Annotated in this window: 18 protein-coding genes; 10 read left to right on the top strand and 8 right to left on the bottom strand. The window is 69.9% G+C overall.

The annotated features are described in order from the left end of the window. The first annotated feature begins 11 nt into the window (after window positions 1-11). From ABIE65_RS04080 to ABIE65_RS04090, 3 genes are all read left to right on the top strand, one after another. The gene (locus tag ABIE65_RS04080) at window positions 12-1,859 is read left to right on the top strand and encodes an FAD-dependent monooxygenase (RefSeq protein ID WP_354075749.1); all 1,848 of its coding nucleotides are present in this window, start codon (window positions 12-14) and stop codon (window positions 1,857-1,859) included. A 131-nt stretch (window positions 1,860-1,990) separates the two neighbouring features. Further along, window positions 1,991-2,953 carry an aldo/keto reductase gene (locus ABIE65_RS04085; RefSeq protein ID WP_354075751.1) on the top strand — a complete coding sequence of 321 codons (963 nt, stop codon included), beginning with the start codon at window positions 1,991-1,993 and terminating at the stop codon, window positions 2,951-2,953. A gap of 74 nt (window positions 2,954-3,027) precedes the next feature. After that, complete coding sequence (locus ABIE65_RS04090; RefSeq protein WP_354075753.1) at window positions 3,028-4,248, top strand: CaiB/BaiF CoA transferase family protein; 1,221 nt, start codon at window positions 3,028-3,030, stop codon at window positions 4,246-4,248. Window positions 4,249-4,272: 24 nt separating this feature from the next. On the opposite strand, the gene ABIE65_RS04095 is transcribed toward ABIE65_RS04090, so the two are convergent. Further along, on the bottom strand, window positions 4,273-6,804 hold the full coding sequence (locus ABIE65_RS04095) for an NAD-dependent epimerase/dehydratase family protein (RefSeq protein ID WP_354075755.1): 2,532 nt from the start codon (window positions 6,802-6,804) through the stop codon (window positions 4,273-4,275). Between the two features lie 150 nt (window positions 6,805-6,954). Further along, window positions 6,955-7,488, bottom strand: coding sequence for an inorganic diphosphatase (gene ppa / locus ABIE65_RS04100; RefSeq protein ID WP_354075757.1), 534 nt, complete (start codon window positions 7,486-7,488; stop codon window positions 6,955-6,957). 203 nt (window positions 7,489-7,691) lie between these two features. On the opposite strand from ppa, the gene ABIE65_RS04105 reads away from it, so the two are divergent. Then, window positions 7,692-7,895 (top strand): cold-shock protein, encoded by a 204-nt coding sequence (locus tag ABIE65_RS04105; protein ID WP_354075759.1) that lies wholly within the window; start codon window positions 7,692-7,694, stop codon window positions 7,893-7,895. A gap of 95 nt (window positions 7,896-7,990) precedes the next feature. Here ABIE65_RS04105 and ABIE65_RS04110 read toward each other — a convergent pair whose 3' ends face one another. The 5 genes from ABIE65_RS04110 to ABIE65_RS04130 all read right to left on the bottom strand — a co-directional run bounded on the left by ABIE65_RS04110 (window position 7,991) and on the right by ABIE65_RS04130 (window position 12,467). Then, on the bottom strand, window positions 7,991-8,947 hold the full coding sequence (locus tag ABIE65_RS04110) for an LLM class F420-dependent oxidoreductase (protein WP_354075761.1): 957 nt from the start codon (window positions 8,945-8,947) through the stop codon (window positions 7,991-7,993). A 108-nt stretch (window positions 8,948-9,055) separates the two neighbouring features. Next, on the bottom strand, window positions 9,056-9,967 hold the full coding sequence (locus ABIE65_RS04115; RefSeq protein WP_354075763.1) for a 2-dehydropantoate 2-reductase: 912 nt from the start codon (window positions 9,965-9,967) through the stop codon (window positions 9,056-9,058). Between the two features lie 84 nt (window positions 9,968-10,051). Next, complete coding sequence (locus tag ABIE65_RS04120; protein WP_354075765.1) at window positions 10,052-10,501, bottom strand: Zn-ribbon domain-containing OB-fold protein; 450 nt, start codon at window positions 10,499-10,501, stop codon at window positions 10,052-10,054. Next, window positions 10,501-11,682 (bottom strand): thiolase C-terminal domain-containing protein, encoded by a 1,182-nt coding sequence (locus tag ABIE65_RS04125; RefSeq protein ID WP_354075767.1) that lies wholly within the window; start codon window positions 11,680-11,682, stop codon window positions 10,501-10,503. Before ABIE65_RS04125 ends, ABIE65_RS04120 begins: the two co-directional genes overlap by 1 nt. A gap of 53 nt (window positions 11,683-11,735) precedes the next feature. Continuing rightward, window positions 11,736-12,467, bottom strand: a complete 732-nt coding sequence (locus tag ABIE65_RS04130; protein WP_354075768.1) for a dienelactone hydrolase family protein — start codon at window positions 12,465-12,467, stop codon at window positions 11,736-11,738. A 174-nt stretch (window positions 12,468-12,641) separates the two neighbouring features. On the opposite strand from ABIE65_RS04130, the gene ABIE65_RS04135 reads away from it, so the two are divergent. From ABIE65_RS04135 to upp, 5 genes are all read left to right on the top strand, one after another. Further along, the gene (locus ABIE65_RS04135; RefSeq protein WP_354075769.1) at window positions 12,642-13,166 is read left to right on the top strand and encodes a CBS domain-containing protein; all 525 of its coding nucleotides are present in this window, start codon (window positions 12,642-12,644) and stop codon (window positions 13,164-13,166) included. A gap of 17 nt (window positions 13,167-13,183) precedes the next feature. Next, window positions 13,184-13,366: a DUF1328 domain-containing protein gene (locus ABIE65_RS04140; RefSeq protein ID WP_354075771.1), complete on the top strand. Its 183-nt coding sequence runs from the start codon at window positions 13,184-13,186 to the stop codon at window positions 13,364-13,366. A 150-nt stretch (window positions 13,367-13,516) separates the two neighbouring features. Continuing rightward, window positions 13,517-14,791: a GTP cyclohydrolase II gene (locus ABIE65_RS04145; RefSeq protein WP_354075773.1), complete on the top strand. Its 1,275-nt coding sequence runs from the start codon at window positions 13,517-13,519 to the stop codon at window positions 14,789-14,791. 16 nt (window positions 14,792-14,807) lie between these two features. Beyond that, on the top strand, window positions 14,808-16,028 hold the full coding sequence (locus ABIE65_RS04150) for a URC4/urg3 family protein (protein WP_354075774.1): 1,221 nt from the start codon (window positions 14,808-14,810) through the stop codon (window positions 16,026-16,028). 43 nt (window positions 16,029-16,071) lie between these two features. Then, window positions 16,072-16,716: a uracil phosphoribosyltransferase gene (gene upp / locus ABIE65_RS04155; protein ID WP_354075776.1), complete on the top strand. Its 645-nt coding sequence runs from the start codon at window positions 16,072-16,074 to the stop codon at window positions 16,714-16,716. 19 nt (window positions 16,717-16,735) lie between these two features. On the opposite strand, the gene ABIE65_RS04160 is transcribed toward upp, so the two are convergent. Continuing rightward, window positions 16,736-17,164: an HIT family protein gene (locus tag ABIE65_RS04160; RefSeq protein ID WP_354075777.1), complete on the bottom strand. Its 429-nt coding sequence runs from the start codon at window positions 17,162-17,164 to the stop codon at window positions 16,736-16,738. Between the two features lie 183 nt (window positions 17,165-17,347). On the opposite strand from ABIE65_RS04160, the gene minC reads away from it, so the two are divergent. Then, complete coding sequence (gene minC, locus ABIE65_RS04165) at window positions 17,348-18,133, top strand: septum site-determining protein MinC (protein WP_354075779.1); 786 nt, start codon at window positions 17,348-17,350, stop codon at window positions 18,131-18,133. Window positions 18,134-18,175 lie beyond the last annotated feature (42 nt).

Raw genomic sequence — 18,175 nt, forward strand, 5'->3', positions numbered from 1 at the left:
GGGCGCTGGAGATGGCCCGCTACGTCCACCCGCGCTTCGCATGGCGCACCCCGCCGGAACTCTCCGGCGCGCCGGCCGGCCGCTACCCCGTCGTCATCGTCGGTGCCGGGCCGGTCGGGCTGGCCGCCGCGATCGATCTCGCCCTGCACGGCGTGCGCTGCGTCGTGGTCGACGACAACGACACGGTCTCGGTCGGCAGCCGCGCCATCTGCTGGTCGAAACGCACGCTGGAGATCTTCGACCGCCTCGGCGTCGGCGCCCGGATGCTCGCGAAGGGCGTCACCTGGAAGGTCGGCCGGCTCTATCACGGTGCGCGCGAGGTCTGGTCCTTCGACCTGCAGCCCGAGGCGGGCCAGAAGATGCCGGCCTTCGTCAACCTGCAGCAATATTACGTCGAACAGTATCTGGTCGAACGCTGCGCCGATTTCCCCGACCTGATCGACCTGCGCTGGAAGAGCCGTGCGACGGCGGTCGAGCAGGGCGAGGACGGCGTGCGTGTCGCCGTCCAGACGCCCGCGGGCGCCTATGTCCTGGAGGCCGGCTGGCTGATCGCCGCCGACGGCGTCCGCTCCACCGTGCGTGCAGCACTGGGCCTCGAACTCCAGGGCCGGACCTACGAGGAGCGCTTCCTCATCGCCGACATCGAGATGCCGAGCGTGGAGACGAAGGCGGACTTTCCGAGCGAGCGCCGCTTCTGGTTCGAGCCGCCCTTCCATGCCGGCCGCTCGGCCCTGCTGCACAAGCAGCCCGACGACATCTACCGGATCGACCTGCAGCTCGGCCCGGATGCCGATCCCGTCGCCGAGTCGCTGCCCGAACGGGTCGTGCCGCGCATCCGCGCCATGGTCGGCGACCGCCCCTTCGCGATCGACTGGATCTCCGTCTACACCTTCCAGTGCCGCCGGCTGGAGCGCTTCGTGCACGGCCGGGTGATCTTCGCCGGCGACGCCGCGCACATCGTCTCGCCCTTCGGTGCGCGCGGCGGCAACGGCGGCATCCAGGATGCCGACAATCTCTGCTGGAAGCTGGCCGCCGTCCTGCACGGCGAGGCGCCGCCGGACCTGATCGCCACCTACGACGAGGAGCGTATCCGCGCCGCCGACGAAAACATCCTGCATTCGTCGCGCGCCACCGGCTTCATGACGCCGAAGAGCGAGACCGACGCCGCCTTCCGCGCCGCTGCCCTGGACATCGCCGCCGATCTGCCGTTCGCCCGCCGGCTGGTCAATTCGGGGCGCCTCTCGACGCCCTGTTCGCTCGCCGGCCTCTCGCTGCAGACGCCGCCGGACCCCCCGCAGGCCGGGGAGGGGCAGGGCGTGGCGCCCGGCGACGTCTGTCCGGATGCGCCGCTGCGCGACGGGGACGAAGCCTGCTGGCTGCTCGAACGGCTCGGCGGCCGCTTCGCGCTGCTGGCGATGGGCGATGTGGCGGTGCCGCCGGACACCGGCCTGCCGATCCTGGGTGTCGGGCCGAACGGCCTCGCCGACCCCGACGGCATCGCCGCCGCCCGCTACGGCACCGGCCTGCTCTACCTGATCCGGCCCGACCAGCACGTCGCCGCCCGCTTCGCCGTCCCGACGCGCGAGGCGATCGCCGCATCCCACGCCCGCGCTCTGGCCCGCACACGAGCGGACGTGCCGCCGCCGATCGCGCCGCGCCCGTCGGATCTCGGCACCGACCGCCTCGGCGCCCGCGCCGACGACGTCTACGCCGCCCTCGTCGAAGCCCACCGCGGCCTCACCCCCGAAGCCACCGCCGCCCTCGACGCCCGCCTCATCCTGCTCCTCGCCAACCTCACCGCCGACCCCGACGCCGTCGTCGCCGCGATCCGGATCGCGAGAGCCGAAAAGGGGGCGTGACGAACCTCCGCGTGATCCGCGACCGCGGTGCCCGCTTCAGGTGACGCCGTGGGGTCATGGACGCGGCGGCGGGTCGTGGCCAGAATGTGCGCCGCCGCTGCTTGGGATGCGGCTGTCGGAGGGTACCGGGCATGCAGTACACGACGCTGGGGCGGACGGGGCTGAAGGTCGGCGTCGCGGGGCTGGGTGCCGGCGGCAACAGCCGTCTCGGCATGGGCCGCGGGCTGCCCGAGGACGCCTGCGTCGCCCTGGTGCGCGAGGCCTTCGACCTGGGCGTGAACTTCATCGACACCGCCGAGGCCTATGGCACCGAGGAGATCGTCGGCAAGGCGGTGGCGCAGGTGCCGCGCGACAGCGTCGTCGTCTCGACCAAGGCCGGTATCCGGCGCGGGGACCGCTGGGCGACCGGCCCGGAGGTGGTCGAGAGCATGGAGGCCTCGCTGAAGCGCCTCGCCATGGAGCATGTCGAGGTCTTCCTGCTGCACGCCGTGCCGCCGAAGGCCTACGAGCACGTCACGAACGAGATCCTGCCGCACCTGCTGCGCCAGAAGGACGCCGGCAAGGTCCGCCACATCGGCCTGACCGAGACGGCGCCGAACGACCCGAAGCAGGAGACGATCCGGCGCGCGGTACGCGACGATCCGTGGGAGGTGGTCATGCTCGCCTTCCACATGATGAACCAGAAGGCGCGGCGGCACGTCTTTCCGGTCACGCGGGAGCGCGGGGTCGGCACGCTGCTGATGTTCGTGGTGCGCAACATCTTCAGCAATCCGGACGCCCTGCGCACGGCCGTGCGCGAACTGGCCGCGGCCGGCAAGGTGCCGGCCGACCTCGCGGAGCGCGACGGTCCGCTCGACTTCCTCGTCCATGCGGGCGGCGCCGACAGCGTCACCGACGCGGCCTACCGCTTCGCGCGGCACGAGCCGGGGACGGACATCGTGCTGTTCGGCACCGGCGACCGCGGCCACCTGCGCACCAACATCGAGTCCATCCTGAAGCCGCCGCTGCCGCCCGCCGACGTGGAGCGGCTCTATGCGCTGTTCGGCGAACTGGAGGGCGTCGGCCTGGACCTCCCGGCGCACGTCGCCACCTGACGTTCCGACAGCGAAGCCGAACAGAACGAGGCCGGGCGCTGCGGGCGCGGCGAGGCCGTAACCGAGGGAACGACATGACGGACCATCCGCTTTCCGGCCTGCGGGTCATCGATCTGGCCAGTTTCATCGCCGGCCCGGTGGCGGCCACGGTCATGGCCGACTTCGGCGCGGAAGTGATCAAGATCGAGCCGCCGGGCGTGGGGGAGCCGTACCGCACGCGCAACCACAAGCCGGGCACGCCGAACCATCGCTACATCGTCGACAACCGGTCGAAGAAGGGTCTGGCGCTCGACCTGAAGAAGCCGGAAGGCCTGGCGGTGCTGCACCGGCTGGTCGAGCGCTCGGACGTCCTGGTGACCAACCTGCCGATGGAGATCCGCCGCCGCCTCAAGGTCGCCTACGAGGATCTGGCGCCGCTCAACGACCGGCTGGTCTACGCCTCGATCACCGCCTACGGTGAGGTCGGCCCGGAGGCGAACAAGACCGGCTTCGACAGCACGGCGCTCTGGGCCCGCACCGGCCTGATGGACGCTGTCCGCGCCAGCCCGGACACCAGTCCCGCCCTGCCGCCGGGCGGCATGGGCGACCATCCCACCGGCATGTCGCTCTATGCCGCGATCATGACCGCCCTCTACCGGCGCGAACGGACCGGCAAGGGCGGCATGGTCGCGACGTCGCTGATGGCGAACGGCGCCTGGTGGGGGGCGCTGCCGGTGCAGGAGATGCTCTGCGGCATGGAACCCACCTCGCGCGTCACCGGGCGCAGCGCGCGCAGCGCCCTCTACAACCTCTACCGCTGTGGTGACGACCGCTGGTTCCTGCTGGCTGTCGCCAGCGAGGCGAAGGAGTGGCCGTCGCTGGTGCAGGCGATCGGCCGGCCGGAACTGAGCGACGACAGCCGCTTCGCCACGCCGGCCGCACGGCTGGAGCACGCGCCGCTGCTGTTCGACATCCTGGAGCAGATCTTCGCCGGCCGTCCCTGGGCCGAGTGGCAGCCCGTGCTCGAGAAGGCCGGCCTGACCTTCGGCCCGATCGGCCGCATCGCCGACCTGAAGACCGATGCCCAGGCGCTCGCCACCGGCGTCCTCGTCCCCATGGGCGACCCCCGCGTCGGCGCCGAGATGACCGTCAACAGCCCGATCTGGATCGGCGGCCACGACAAGGTGGTGCCGCAGCCGCCGCCCGGCCTCGGCGAGCACACCGAGGCGATCCTGCGCGACAGCGGCTATGGGGAGGACGAGATCGTCCGCATGCTCGACGCCGGCGTCATCGGCGCCGGCGGCCGCTTCGGCTGACGCCGGTCGCCGCCGGGGACGGCCCTAGACGATGAAGCGGTCCCAGCCGCCGTAATGCTCGCCGCTCACCTTGCCGCGCGGCAGGCTGAGCAGGATCAGGGCGCCGCCGGCGAGCACCGACAGTGCCGTGAAGGGAAGCGGCGCGCCGCCCAGCAGGAACGGCGATACCGCAACCCAGAGGCCGACGGGCAGGTTCAGGAAGCGCGCGATCCGCGAGACCTCGGCCATGGCGATCACCGCCATGGACACGGCGATGCAGCCCGCGATGTGGTGGCTGTGCAGCAGCGTCCGGTCCGCGTCGACCAGGAGCGGCGCGGCGATCAGCACCAGGCCGACCGCGACGCAGGCGTTGAGCTGCCATGGATAGTTCACGCCGCCGGCGAGGAAGTTCCGCAGCACCGTCGTCAGGGGCAGGTCCAGATCGACCGTTTCGTCGCGCGCCTCGCTCAGTGCCGGCCCGCCGCGCATCAGCGTGCGCCAGAACGGTTGCCCGGCACGGCGGGCGCGCAGCAGATACTGGAGGCTCGCGCCGACCTCGTCGACGGCGTAGGGGATCATGATCAGTGTGATCGCCGCCTGGATCAGGCACAGCGCGCAGAGGGCGCCGATGACCGGCGGCTGGATGATGATGAAGCCGACGCTGACGACGCCGAGCGGCACGATCAGCAGGCCGAAGATCAGCACGATCCAGGGCATCGTCCGCCAGCGGCGGCGGTCGCCGATGGCGCCGGTGAGGATGTCGAGCAGGTAGGCGATGGCGCCCAGACCGGCGTCGGGAATGGGGAAGGCGCGCGAGACGCTGGATGTCACCACCGCTTCGGTGCCGTTCGAGGCACCCGGGCTGTTGCTGGCGAAGAACGGATCCCACAGCGAATCGATATGGCCCATCTGGTAGGCCGCCAGATAGCGCGAGACGAACAGCCCGATGAAGGCGAGGGCCACGATCGGAATGCGCTGGGTATAGGTCGACGGCGAGTAGCTCCAGCCGACCGGGCAGTCGGAGCGGGAAGCGAGCGCTTCGCGGGCGATGCCCGGCTGCGGTGCCACCATCACCGCCAGCACGATCACCAGCGAGCCGACCAGCGTGTCCATGCCGTAGGCGGCCGCACTCGGCGTCCAGACCAGCAGGGGGGCGAACAGCACCCAGAAGCCGACCGCGGCCATCGCCCACTGCGCCCAGGATCGGGTGTGCCGCAGCGCGACCAGCCCGAGCACCATGAGCGCCAGCCCGCTCGCGATCTCGCTGATCCCGAGCCAGAGGTTGCGGATCTCCGGCGGCGCGAGCTCGTGACCCGCCGCCGGCGGCGGGATGGCCGTCACCGGATCGAACAGGCCGAAGGTGAAGGGACTGGTGATCAGCCAGGCGCCCAGCGCGATGTTGACGAAATGCGCCCAGCGCGTGCGCTTCGCCTGCGCCCGCAATTCTCCCGCGACGGCCGGAAGGCGGGCCGCGGTCTCGCGGTCGGCCGCGCGCATCGACCGCTCCAGCGCGGCATCGTCCGCCGCCACCTTGGCGGGGTTGAGCTTGTTCGCCGCATACCAGCCCGGCGGGTCGGCCTTCAGCGCGGCCGTCATGTCGGCCAGGGTCTCGCGCAGCGAATGGTGCGGCGTCCATCCCAGGAGTGCGCGGGCGCGACCGATATCCAGTTCGAAATGGTCGCTCGACTGGTCGATCATCCAGGGCTGGATGAACGGGTCCTCCTGGAGCACGTCCTCCTGCACCCACTGCCCGACCTTGGCGAGCGCCTTCGGAACGCGGTGCGTCTCCCAATCCTCGCCGTGCAGCAGGCGCCCCACCCGCCGCTGGACCTCGTCATAGCCCATCGTCCGGGTCTCGCCGAGGAGCAGGGTGGTCTCCGTCGGCAGGTCCCGGCGGCGTTCCACGGTGCGGAAGACGGCCTCGGCCAGATCCTCGATGTGGACATAGGGCTGTCCCGCCGCCGGGTCGCCCGGATAGACGTAGGAGACGAACTGCTTCTCGTAGATGTTGGCGATCTGCTGCGCCAGGAAGGCGGCCCGGCACATGTCGTCATAGACGCCCGCGGGCCGCAGCAGGACGATCGGAACGTCGCCGTGCCGGGACTTCAGCAGTTCCTCGGTGTCGACCTTCGACTGCGGGTAGGGCGTCTTCGGCGCGACGGGCGAATCTTCGTCGATCGGCTGTCCGGGTTCCGTCGGCGCGTGCACCAGCATCGTGGACGCGAAGACGAACTGTTCGGGGCGATGCGGCGCCAGCGCGTCGAACAGGCGGCGGGTGCCCTGGACGGTCACCGCCTCGTATTTTGGATCGGGTTCGCCGGTCAGGTCGTAGTAGCCGGCCAGATGGATCACCGAGGCGATGCGGCCGCCGGCCAGCGCGACCGCTTCCTCGACCGCGGCGCGGGTGGACTCGTCGGAGGTGAGGTCGACTTCCACCGTCTGCATGCCGGGGAGGGGCGTCTTGGGCTGCGCCATGTCCAGGCCGACGACGCGCCACCGTTCCAGCAGGCGCTTCGCCATGGACTGTCCGAGGAAGCCGCTGCTCCCCGTGATGAGGACCGTGCCCTGTTCCGTCATGCCACCCCCTGCCGGCGCTTCGGCCGCCGGCTGGCTTGCCGACGGACCGAAGCGTAACTGGAGAGGCAGGCAGGAGTTCCCGCACCGAGCGGTGAAGCGTGCCCGATCAGCCGGACGGCACCGGCGCTGCGGGCCGGAAGAGAGGGACGGTCAGCCCGCCGCCTTGGCTGCCTCGATGCTCTGCAGGATGATGCTGCGCGCCTCGTCCGCACCGCGCCAGCCGAGCAGCTTCGTCCACTTGCCCGGCTCGAGGTCTTTGTAGTGCTGGAAGAAGTGCTCGATCTGCTGAATGGTGATCTCGGGGATGTCCTCGATCGACTTCACCTTCTCGTACCGCCGCGTCAGCTTCGTCGACGGAACGGCGATGATCTTCTCGTCCTGACCGCCGTCGTCCTCCATCATCAGCACGCCGATCGGCCGGCAGTTCATGATCGCACCGGGGATGATCGCCCGCGTGTTGACGATCATCACGTCGAGCGGGTCGCCGTCGTTACAGAGCGTGTGCGGCACGAATCCGTAATTACCGGGGTAGCGCATGGCCGTGTAAAGAAACCGATCCACATACATGGCGCCGGCGGCTTTATCCATTTCGTATTTGATGGGCTCTCCGCCGATCGGGACTTCGACGATGACATTGATGTCGTCCGGCGGATTCTTGCCGATCGGAACTGCGTCGATGCGCATCGAAATAAACTCTCCTTGGAAACCTGCGTCCGCCGGCCTTGTGCCCGGCCGGCGCGGCCCCATATGGGGATTGTTCGAACTTCTAGCCTGCCTTGTCGGCTGCCCGCCAAGGGTTTCTCTCCAGGACAACGCGGAATTCGGATTTTTCGCCCGCATATCTCGCGGGGCAATGCGCATTCGTGCGTTTCTACGAGGAGGCCTCTATGGCTACAGGTACCGTGAAGTGGTTCAACGCCCAGAAGGGCTTTGGCTTCATCCAGCCGGACAACGGCGGCAACGACGTCTTCGTCCACATCAGCGCCGTCGAGCGCGCCGGCATGTCTTCCCTCCAGGAAGGCCAGAAGATCAGCTACGACGTCGTCGCTGATCGCGGCAAGAGCGCAGCGGCGAACCTCCAGGCCGAATAGGCTTCGGGTTCCGTCGATCGCGACAGGAAGAGGCCCGGCGCTCACGCGCCGGGCCTTTTTCTTGTCCGGGTCTTTCTGTCCGGAGTCCGGCGCCCTCAGCCGGCCTGCGGGCGGATCTCCTGCACGAACCGCTCCATTCCGGCGACCGAGCGGTCGAGCGTGCGCCGCGCGAAGCTCAGAATCAGCGTCCCGACGCCCAGATCGCGCAGGGCGGCGATATCGTCGGCGATCCGCGCCGGTTCTCCCGTGAGCAGCCGCCGCGACCCGTCGGCCAGGATGGACGGCTTGGTCGGGTCGTACCAGGGCGCGATATAGGCGAGGCTTAGGCTCGCCGGATCGCGCCCCGCCTCCCGCGCGAAGCCGTGCAGGCGCTCCACGCCGCCGCGCAGCCGCTCCAGCGTGTCGAGCGGACGGCGCGGGTTCAACCCCATCGGATACCATCCGTCGGCCAGTCGTACCGCCCGCCGCATCGCGGCATCGCTCTCGCCGCCGATCCACAGCGGCGGGTGCGGCTTCTGCAGCGGTTTCGGCTCGAAGGCCAGGTCGCCGAAGCGGACGTGCTCGCCCTCGAACCGCGGATCCTGCTCCGTCCAGAGGGTGCGGAAGGCTGCCAGATACTCGTCGGCCACCTTGCCGCGCCGGGCGAAGGGCGGCGCGCCGAGCGCCTCGAACTCCTCCTTCATCCAGCCGACGCCGCAGCCCACGGTCACCCGCCCGCCCGACAGCACGTCGATCGTCGCCAACATCTTCGCCGTCAGCACCGCCGGCCGGTGCGGCAGCACCATGACAGAGGTGATCAGCCGGATCGTCTTCGTCGCACCGGCGACGAAGGACAGCATGGACAGCAGTTCCAGGCACTCGCCGCTCTCGCCGGCCGGGAAGGCGCCGTCCTGGGTGTAGGGATAGGCGGAGGCGATGGCATTCGGCACGACGACGTGGTCGGTCATCGACACATAGTCGAATCCCAACGTTTCGCCCGCCTGCGCCAGCGCCCGTACCGACGCTTCGTTGGCCAGCGGACCGCGCACCGAAACGACGAAGCCGAATTTCATGCGGCGCTCCCGATCTGTCGTCTTCTTATGGCCGGGGCATCGTCGGTCATCGGCGCGCGGCCGACAATGGGTGCACCGCCGACAGTGGCAGGAGGGCCGCGTCGCGCCTCAGGCGGGAGTGCCGCCCGTCGCCGCGTCGCTGACGGCGCGAAGAAGGGTGAGCAGGGTGCGGTTCAGCGGCGTGCCGATGCCGTGCCGGTCGCCTGCCGCGACGATGGCGCCGGTCAGCGCCTCGACCTCCAGCGGCCGCCCCGCCAGACAGTCGAAATACATCGACGTGCCGGCCTCCTCGGGGAAGGTCAGGATCTGCGCCATGATCCGCTGCGCCTCGTCGTTGGCGAGGCGCGCGCCCGCCGCCCGTCCGACCGCCGCCGCCTCTTCCAGCACGCCCAGGCCGAGTTCGCGCATGTCCTCGCGGCGCAGCACGGCCTGGCGCTGACGCGTGAGGGCAGTGAGCGGGTTGCAGACCGCGTTGACCAGCAGCTTGCGCCACATCAGCGTGACGAAGTCGTCGCTCAGCCCCGGCCGCAGCGACGTGCCGTCGAGCAATCGCGCGAACGCGCGGCCATCGGGATCGTCGGGAACGATCAGATCGTCGGCGGAGACGTGGCGCAGGCGCACGCTCTCCGGCCCCGTCCGCTCCCCGTTGTAGTAGACGCCGCTCGGCACGACGGCGCAGCCCGGCGCGTAGGGTGCCACGCGCGCGGCATGGTCGATCCCGTTCTGGAGGACCGCGATCCGTGTCGCCGGGCCGCAGAGTGCCCGCAGCCAAGGGCCCGCGGCATCGGTGTCCTGGGCCTTCGTGCACAGCAGGACCCAGTCGACCGGCCCCCTTTCGACCGTGCGCGGATCGACCGGATCGGTCAGCACGTCCAACACGACGGTGACCGTTCCCTCCGGCCGCTCCAGGGTCAGCCGCTCGATCGGCCGCCGGACGCAGGCGATGACGTCGTGCCGGTCGGCGTCGCGCAGGCAGGCGGCGGCGACGCCGCCGATGCTGCCGAGGCCGACCACCGCCACGGTGGCTCTATGTTGCGTGTGCGAACTGGGCATCCCCGGAGTGTGCTGCCCGGGCCGCTCCCGTCAACCCGCTTTCGCCCGCCTCTATCCGACCGTCCGCCACTGCAGCAGCGTATGCGGCGTGCTGGCGTTCGGGTGATGCTCGAACACGCCCTCGACCGCGGCACCGATGGTCACCGTCTGCCGCGGGTCGCCGATCAGGTTGCCGATGAGGCGGACGTTGTCGGCGTGCGGCAGTTCGACCAGCACGACGATGTATGGCCCGTGCCCCTTCAGCGCCGGATGCACGGGATGCCAGACCCGCTCCCAGCTGAAGATGCGGCCGCGCGGCTCGACCGTTTCCCAGCCCATGTCGAAGGATAGGCACCGGTGGCAGATCCACTCGGGCCCCCACTGCCAGCCGCCGCACGACTTGCAGCGCTGGATCGTCAGGACGCCGTCCTTGAGGCCGTTCCAGTAGGGTGCCGACAGGCCGTCCGTCTCCGGCGTCGGGATCGGCAGGCCTTCCGGCAGGTAGGATTGCGTGGCGTTCATCAGAGGGTGGCCTCCGAGCCGAAGATGCAGGAGCTGACCGGCGTCACCATCGGGCCGGCGATGACCATGGACACATCGACCTTCGGCACTTGGCTGGTCGACTCGCCGCGGATCTGGCGCACGGCCTCGATCTGCAGCTCCAGGCCGTGCATGTAGCACTCGGCCAGATTGCCGCCGCTGGTGTTCAGCGGCAGCTTGCCCGAGGGGGCGTACAGGTTCTCCGGCACGAGGAAGTCGTTCGCCTCCTCCGGCGCGCAGAAGCCGTGTTCGACGATGCTCATCATCACGCCGCCGGTGAAGTTCTCGTAGCTCTGCAGCACGTCGACGTCCGACGGCTTCACCCCGGCCATCTCGTACAGATGCGGTGCCACGCTGGTGAAGTTCGCGCTGGCATAGGTGGGGTCGTTGTGCGACGGCGCCCCGCAGCGATGGTGCGATCCGCCGGCGGCCGAGAGCAGGTAGCTCGGCCTGTGCTTCAGGTCCTTGGCCCGCTCGGCCGGCACGATGATGACCGCGGCCGCGCCGTCGTTCTCCATGCAGCAGTCGTAGAGGTGGAACGGTTCGACGATCCAGCGCGACTCGTCGTAGGTCTTCTCGTCCAGCGGCTTGCCGTGCATCACCGCCCGCGGGTTGGCCTGGGCGTGATGATATGAGGCGAGCGCGATGGCGCGCAGCGCCTCCTGCTTCACGCCGTGGTCGTGCATGAAGCGGTTCACCTTCATGGCGTAGCGCTGCCCCGGCGACATCAGGCCGTAGGGTGCCTGGAAGGCCATGTCGCCCTGGATGGTCGGCGACTGCGGCCCCTGCCCGAACCGCGCGAACTGGCCCTGTGCCAGCGAACGGAACACCACGACGCAGTCGGCGAGGCCGGTCGCCACCGCGGCCGAGGCGTTGCCGATCGCCGCCGCGCCGCCGCCGCCGCCGCCGCCCCACTGCATGTTGGAGAAGCGCAGCTCGCGTGTGCCGAGCGCCGCCGCGATCCGCGACGGGTCGTTGCGGTCGTTGCTGTAGGAGGCGAAGCCGTCGATCTCGCGCGGGTCGATGCCGGCATCCTTGCAGGCCGCGAGGATCGCCATCAGCGCCAGCTTGAATTCGGAATCCGGCGCCTTGCCGTGCTTGTAGTAGGTCGTCTCGCCGATCCCGGCGACGGCCACCTTGCCGCGAAGCGTGCGCTCGCGCATTGCGTTCACTCTCCTCTCTGCTTGTCGGTTCTGGTCTCGCCGGTCGCGGGCGGCTATTTCAGCCGCCGCTTCCACATGGCGAAGAGCTTGCCCCAGGCGGCTTCGGATGCGGCGGCGTGGTAGGCGGCGCGCTCGGCGAAGCAGTAGCCGTGGTGCGTCCCGGGCACGACCTCGACGTCGTGCCTCACGCCGGCCTTGTCGAAGATCGCGGTGATGTCCGGCACCACGTTCGCCGGCACCAGCTCGTCGACCTCGGCGAAGGACAGGTAGACCTCGCCCTTGATCCGGTCGGCGATCAGGTGCGGCGAATCCGGCTGGTCGGTGACGATCTGCACGCCGTAGAAGGCGGCCGCCGCGGCGATGCGCTCCGGGAAGCGTGCGGCGACGGTTACGATGAACCGCCCGCTCATGCAGTGGCCGACGCAGCCGACCGGGCCGGGCTTCACCTCCTCCTGGGCATCCAGGAACGCCAGCATGCCCGCGGTGTCCTCGGCGATCATCGCGTTCGTCAGCGTGTTGCGCGCGGCGCGGATGACCGAGGACAGCGACTCGTCGCGGCGGTGCAGGTCGAACCGCACCGTACCGAGCCGGTAGTAGAGGTCGGGCAGCAGGCAGTAGTAGCCGGCGCGCGCGATGCGCCGCGCCATGTTCTTCAGCTCCTCCCGGTATCCCGGAGCGTCCATGTAGAAGATGACGGGCGGGTAGGGGCCGCCGCCGTCGGGGCAGACGGCGAAGGCGTGCATCTGCCCATGCTTGGTTCCCACCAGGACGTCGCGCTCGATCAAGGCCGTCTCCTCGGCTGTGGCGACGTCTCCCTGGCCGTCGATGGCCCCGCGCCGCTGCCGGCCAGTCTGCCGCCTGCGTGCGCGCCGCGCCAGAGACCCCCGCTGCGACCCTCCCGCCTCGACCGCTCGCTGCGGAACCACGTAGCGGTCCGGGGTGTTGCTCCGACAACGAAAATGACCGAAAGGCCAATGGCCGTGCGCGCTTCCGACGCGATGATCCCGTCGCACTACGACATCCATCCCGACCATCCTCTCACCGAGGCGATCGAGCGGATGCGGCGCGACCGGACCGAGGTCCTGCCGGTGGTCGACGGCGACGAGATGATCGGGCTGCTGACGCTCGCGGATGCCTCCGGCGACACCACCGTCTGGGACATCGATCCGGCGAAGGCCGCGGTCCGCGACGTCATGCAGGCGGAATTCGTCTGGTGCTACGAGGACGAGCAGCTCGATCGCGCCGCGGCGTCCCTCCGGGACGCGGGCCAGAAGCACGGGGTCGTGCTGAACAGGGACAACGAACTGGTGGGGCTGATCGGCGCCGACCGGCTCGAAGATGCCGCCTCGAACTCGTCCCCCACGGCGGAGCATGCGTCGTCCACGGCGGGACGTGCCGCAGGCAGCGCCGATGCCGGGCGCGGCCAGCGAAGCGACTACAGCGTGCGCCCGCGTGTACGCCCGCGCACCGCCACTCACACTTGATAGCAGGAGTTTGACCGATGTTGGGTTGGGCACTCATGTTTCTGATCGTCGCGCTCGTCGCCGGCTTCTTCGGCTTCGGCGGCATCGCGTCGGCGGCGGCCGGGATCGCGCAGATCCTGTTCTTCATCTTCATCGTGATGTTCGCGGTGTTCCTGATCATGGGGCTGGTCGCCGGGCGGCGGGTTTCGCGCGGGCCCTGATCCTCATTCCGAAGCGGTTGCCGACGGCGCCGTCCCCAGGGGCGGCGCCGTTCGCTTGTCATGCTTCCGCCGGGGAAAAGGCGGTATAGTCCTTGCTTCGACGATGTCGGCCGTCCGGCGGACGGCCTTTCCAAGCGGAGCATCGGCAGGATGGTCGGCAGCCGTACGAAGATCGGGCACATTTCCCTGACGTCGCATCCGCGCGGCGGGCGGGTGCCGCAGCCCATCGTCTGGGGCGCTTCGGACCCGATCGAACGCGGGCCGGTCGTCGGTTCGCGCAGCGACCTGACCAAGCGCAACGTGATCGGCGCGCACTCCGGCTCGTATGCGCTCTACCGCGCCCTCGCCATCGCCGCCGGGCAACTCGATCCGGTGCACCGGCCCGACCTCACCAACACGTCGCCCGCCGTCCAGGTCGGGCCGCACGCCGCCTGGGCGAACCCGGAGCGGATCGTCTCGCTCGACCCCTGGGGCCACATGGTCAGCGAGGTGTTCGCCGAGCAGCTCGCCGCCGGGCTCGACATCCGCCCGACGATCGCGATCACGCGGGCGCGCCTGACGATCCCCGAACTGACCGCGCGCATGCGCCTGGGCGCGCTCGTCCCCGACGGCGCGATCCTGGCGCCGACCGGCGAGGTGTCGGTCACCAAGGTCGCCATCGAGCCGGTCTGGTACCTGCCGGGGGTCGCCGCGCGCTGCGGCATCGACGAGAGCGCGCTGCGCCGCAGCCTGTTCGAGCAGACGGGCGGCATGTTCCCCGAACTCGTCACCCGTTCCGACCTCAAGGTCTTTCTCCCGCCGATCGGCGGCATGACGATCTACGCGTTCGGCGACCTCGCCGCGGCACCCGATCCCGCCCGCAAGGTCGCCTGCCGCGTCCATGACGAGTGCAACGGCTCGGACGTGTTCGGCTCCGACATCTGCACCTGCCGCCCCTACCTCATCCACGGTATCGAGGAATGCGTCCGCACGGCACAGGAGGGCGGGCTCGGCGTCATCGTCTACAACCGCAAGGAGGGACGCGCGCTCGGCGAGGTGGTGAAGTTCCTCGTCTACAACGCGCGCAAGCGCCAGCCGGACGGCGACCGCGCCGACGCCTATTTCGAACGGACCGAGTGCGTCGCCGGCGTCCAGGACATGCGCTTCCAGGAGCTGATGCCCGATCCGCTGCTCTGGCTCGGCATCACCCGCATCGATCGGCTCGTCTCGATGAGCAATATGAAGTTCGACGCCCTGATCCGGCAGGGGATCGAGGTGGTCGAGCGTGTGGCCCTGCCCGACGACCTGATCCCCGAGGATGCCAAGGTCGAGATGGAGGCGAAGAAGGCGGCCGGATACTATGCCGGTAAGGTCGAGGCCGGCGAGATCGGGCGGCTGCCGGAAGACCTGTCGACCATCAAGGGCCGCGGCCTGGTCGACTATTGAGGATGAGTGCCTGACCATGGACGCCGAGACCGCAGAGGCATTGGCGCTGCTGCGCCGGCCGCGCTCAATCCGCGACCGTTGCGGCCAGATCCTCGCGGCCGGAGAGGCGGGCGGCCTGCGCAATTTCGAGGTCGCGCCGGCGGGTTTGGCGCATGCGGTCGACCGCGTCGTCGACGAGATCCGGCTGACCTATCCCGACCTGGACATTCCGTATCACAGTCGCTGGCGGCATTTCGTCGTCGCCGATGAGGACCGGTGGAACGGCCTCGCGGCGGCTCTGCAGGGCGACGCCGCCGAACGGCTGCGCGCGCGCTTCGACCTCGCCGTCGTCAGCGTCCTGCTCGATGCCGGGGCCGGCAGCCGCTGGGCCTATCGCGACCCGCGGAGCGGCGGCCTCGTCGGCCGCTCCGAGGGACTGGCGCTCGCGAGTCTGGAGATGTTCGCCGCCGGGTTGTTTTCCTCGGACCCCGCCACGCCGCTCCGCATCGATGCGGCGGCTCTGTCGTCTCTCTCCGAGGCGGATCTGGCCGCAGGCTTCCAGGTCGCGCCCGACAACGCGCTGGAGGGCATGGCCGGCCGCGCCGCGCTGCTGCGCCGGCTCGGCGACGCCGTCGCCGCGCGGCCGGACCTGTTCGGCAGTCCGGGGCGTGTCGGCAATCTCGCCGACCGCCTCGCTGCGACGGGGACGGTGGCTGCCGCCGACATCCTCGCGGCACTGCTCGACGGCCTCTCGCCGATCTGGCCCGGTCGCCTGACCTTGGGCGGGCAGGGGCTCGGCGACGTCTGGCGCCATCCGGCGGCGCGCGGACCGGAGGCCACGGACGGGCTGGTGCCGTTTCACAAGCTCACCCAGTGGCTGACCTACTCCCTGGTCGAGCCGCTGGAGGAGGCCGGCGTCGAGGTGACGGGGCTCGACGAACTCACCGGCCTCGCCGAGTACCGCAACGGCGGTCTCTTCATCGACACCGGCGTTCTCGTCCCGCGCGACCCCGCCCTCTGCGTCGAACCCCAGGCCGTGGACAGCGAAGCCGTGGTGGAGTGGCGCGCCCTGACCGTGGCGCTGCTCGACCGGCTCGCGGTCGGCGTCCGCGAGAAGCTGGGCCTCACGCCCGCGGCACTGCCGCTGGCGAAGGTGCTGCAGGGCGGCACCTGGACCGCCGGCCGCCGCATCGCCCAGGATCTGCGTGCCGACGGCGGCCCGCCCATCCGCATCGTCAGCGACGGGACGGTGTTCTGACAGTCCGAGTTTCGAACGGGGCCCGCAGCGGCCGGAGAAGCGCATGCCCGAGAACGCCCCCCAGAGCGTAACCGTCGTCGATCATCCGCTGGTGCAGCACAAGCTGTCTCTGATGCGCCGGCGCGAAGCCTCGACGTCGGACTTCCGCAAGCTGATGCGCGAGGTGGCGCACCTGCTCGCCTACGAGGTGACGCGCGACCTGCCGCTGACCACCGACATGATCGAGACGCCGATCGCGCCGATGGAGGCGCCGATCCTGGCCGGCAAGAAGCTCTGCTTCATCTCGATCCTGCGCGCCGGCAACGGGCTGCTCGACGGCATGCTCGACCTGCTGCCCTCGGCGCGCGTCGGCCATGTCGGCATCTATCGCGACCCGGCGAGCCTCGTGCCGATCGAATACTACTACAAGGTTCCGACCGACATCGCCGAGCGCCCGGTCATCGTCGTCGACCCGCTGCTCGCCACCGGCAATTCGGCGGTCGCCGCCATCGACCGGCTGAAGGAGGACGGTGCGACGCGCATCAAGTTCGTCTGCATCATCGCTGCCCCCGACGGGCTCAAGGCGATGGCCGAGTCACACCCCGACGTGCCGATCTTCACCGCCGCGATCGACGAGCGGCTGAACGATCACGGCTACATCGTCCCGGGCGTCGGCGACGCGGGCGACCGCCTCTACGGCACCCGCTAGGGGCCGGGTCGCTCGTTCATCAGGGCCACGCGCCGACCAGCTTCGCCTTTATCCAGTCGAGTGCTTTCGCATCGAGCGCCAGCGCGCGCGCCATCTCCGGCAGCTTCGGCCAGCCGGGATCGTCGACGGGGGTTCCGTTCAGGTCGCGCGACCCGTCGTAGCGCGGGACGACGTGGAAGTGGACCTGCGGGTCGACCATCATCAGCGCAAGGTAGTTGATCTTCTGCGGCCCGAACGTCGCCGCCAGCGCCGTCTGGATATCCTTCGTCACCGTCGCCATCTCGGCGAATGCGTCGGGGCCGACCTCGCCGAGGGTGCGCACGTCGGCCTTCAGCGCCAGCACCATGCAGCCCAGCGTCACCTGCTGCGGGCGCAGCAGCACGACCCAGTGGGCATAGTCGCGGATGACGGTATCGGGGTATCCGAACTTGTGCAGGGTCTCGTGCATTGCTACGCCCTCTCTGCCTCGACATTGCCGCACTGCCTGTGGATGACTCGGGGGTCGGTGGCCGCGCGGTGGCGATTCGAGTCTATCGAACAACACCGGAAATGTGCATGATACAATATCCAGTGTAGGAAGATTACGTGACCGCAATATCTGCGAGGCATCTGAACCAATCGGAGCGCCGCCGTGGCTAGGCCGGAACCGCAGAGCGTCGCACCGACCTCCGTCGTGCCGTTCCAGATCCGGGGCCGCAGCTTCACGGCGGTGGTCCTCGAACTGACCGGGGCCGCCGACGCGGCCTTCTATGCGGCGCTCGACGCCAAGCTGTCGCAGGCACCGCATTTCTTCTCCAACGCGCCCTTCGTCATCGATCTCGACCGGGCGAGCGGGCTGGCGCGGTCGGGCGACTTCACCGGCCTCGTGCGCGAACTGCGCAGCCGCCGGCTGTCGATCGTCGGCGTGCAGAACGGCACGATGGAGCAGAACACGGCGGCACTCACCGCCGGCCTCATCCCGCTCCAGGGCGGCCGCGACATCGCCGTCGCCGGCGGCACGGATAGCGGGGGCACGGACGCGGGCGAGGCGGCGAGCGGCGACCGCGCCGCCACCGCCATCGCCGGACAGGCGGAACCGGAGCACCGGCAGGGCACGCTCGTCCTCACCGAGCCGGTGCGCTCCGGCCAGCGCGTCTTCGCCGATTCGGGAGACCTCGTGGTCGTCGCCTCGGTGGGCTCGGGTGCCGAACTGATCGCGGTCGGCAACATCCACGTCTACGGCAGCCTGCGCGGCCGGGCGCTGGCGGGCGTCAACGGCGATCTCTCGGCGCGCATCTTCTGCGCCAGCCTGGAGGCGGAACTCATCGCCATCGCCGGTCTCTACAAGACCAGCGACGACATCGGCGGCACGCACCTGAAGCAGCGGGTGCAGGCCTATCTCAGGGACGAGGCCCTCGTGGTGGAGCCCCTGAAATGACGCGTGCAGCGACCCGGACCCCGACGACCGGAGTGGACATCA

Source organism: Constrictibacter sp. MBR-5 (genome assembly GCF_040549485.1).
In the GTDB taxonomy this organism is placed as follows: Bacteria; Pseudomonadota; Alphaproteobacteria; order JAJUGE01; family JAJUGE01; genus Constrictibacter.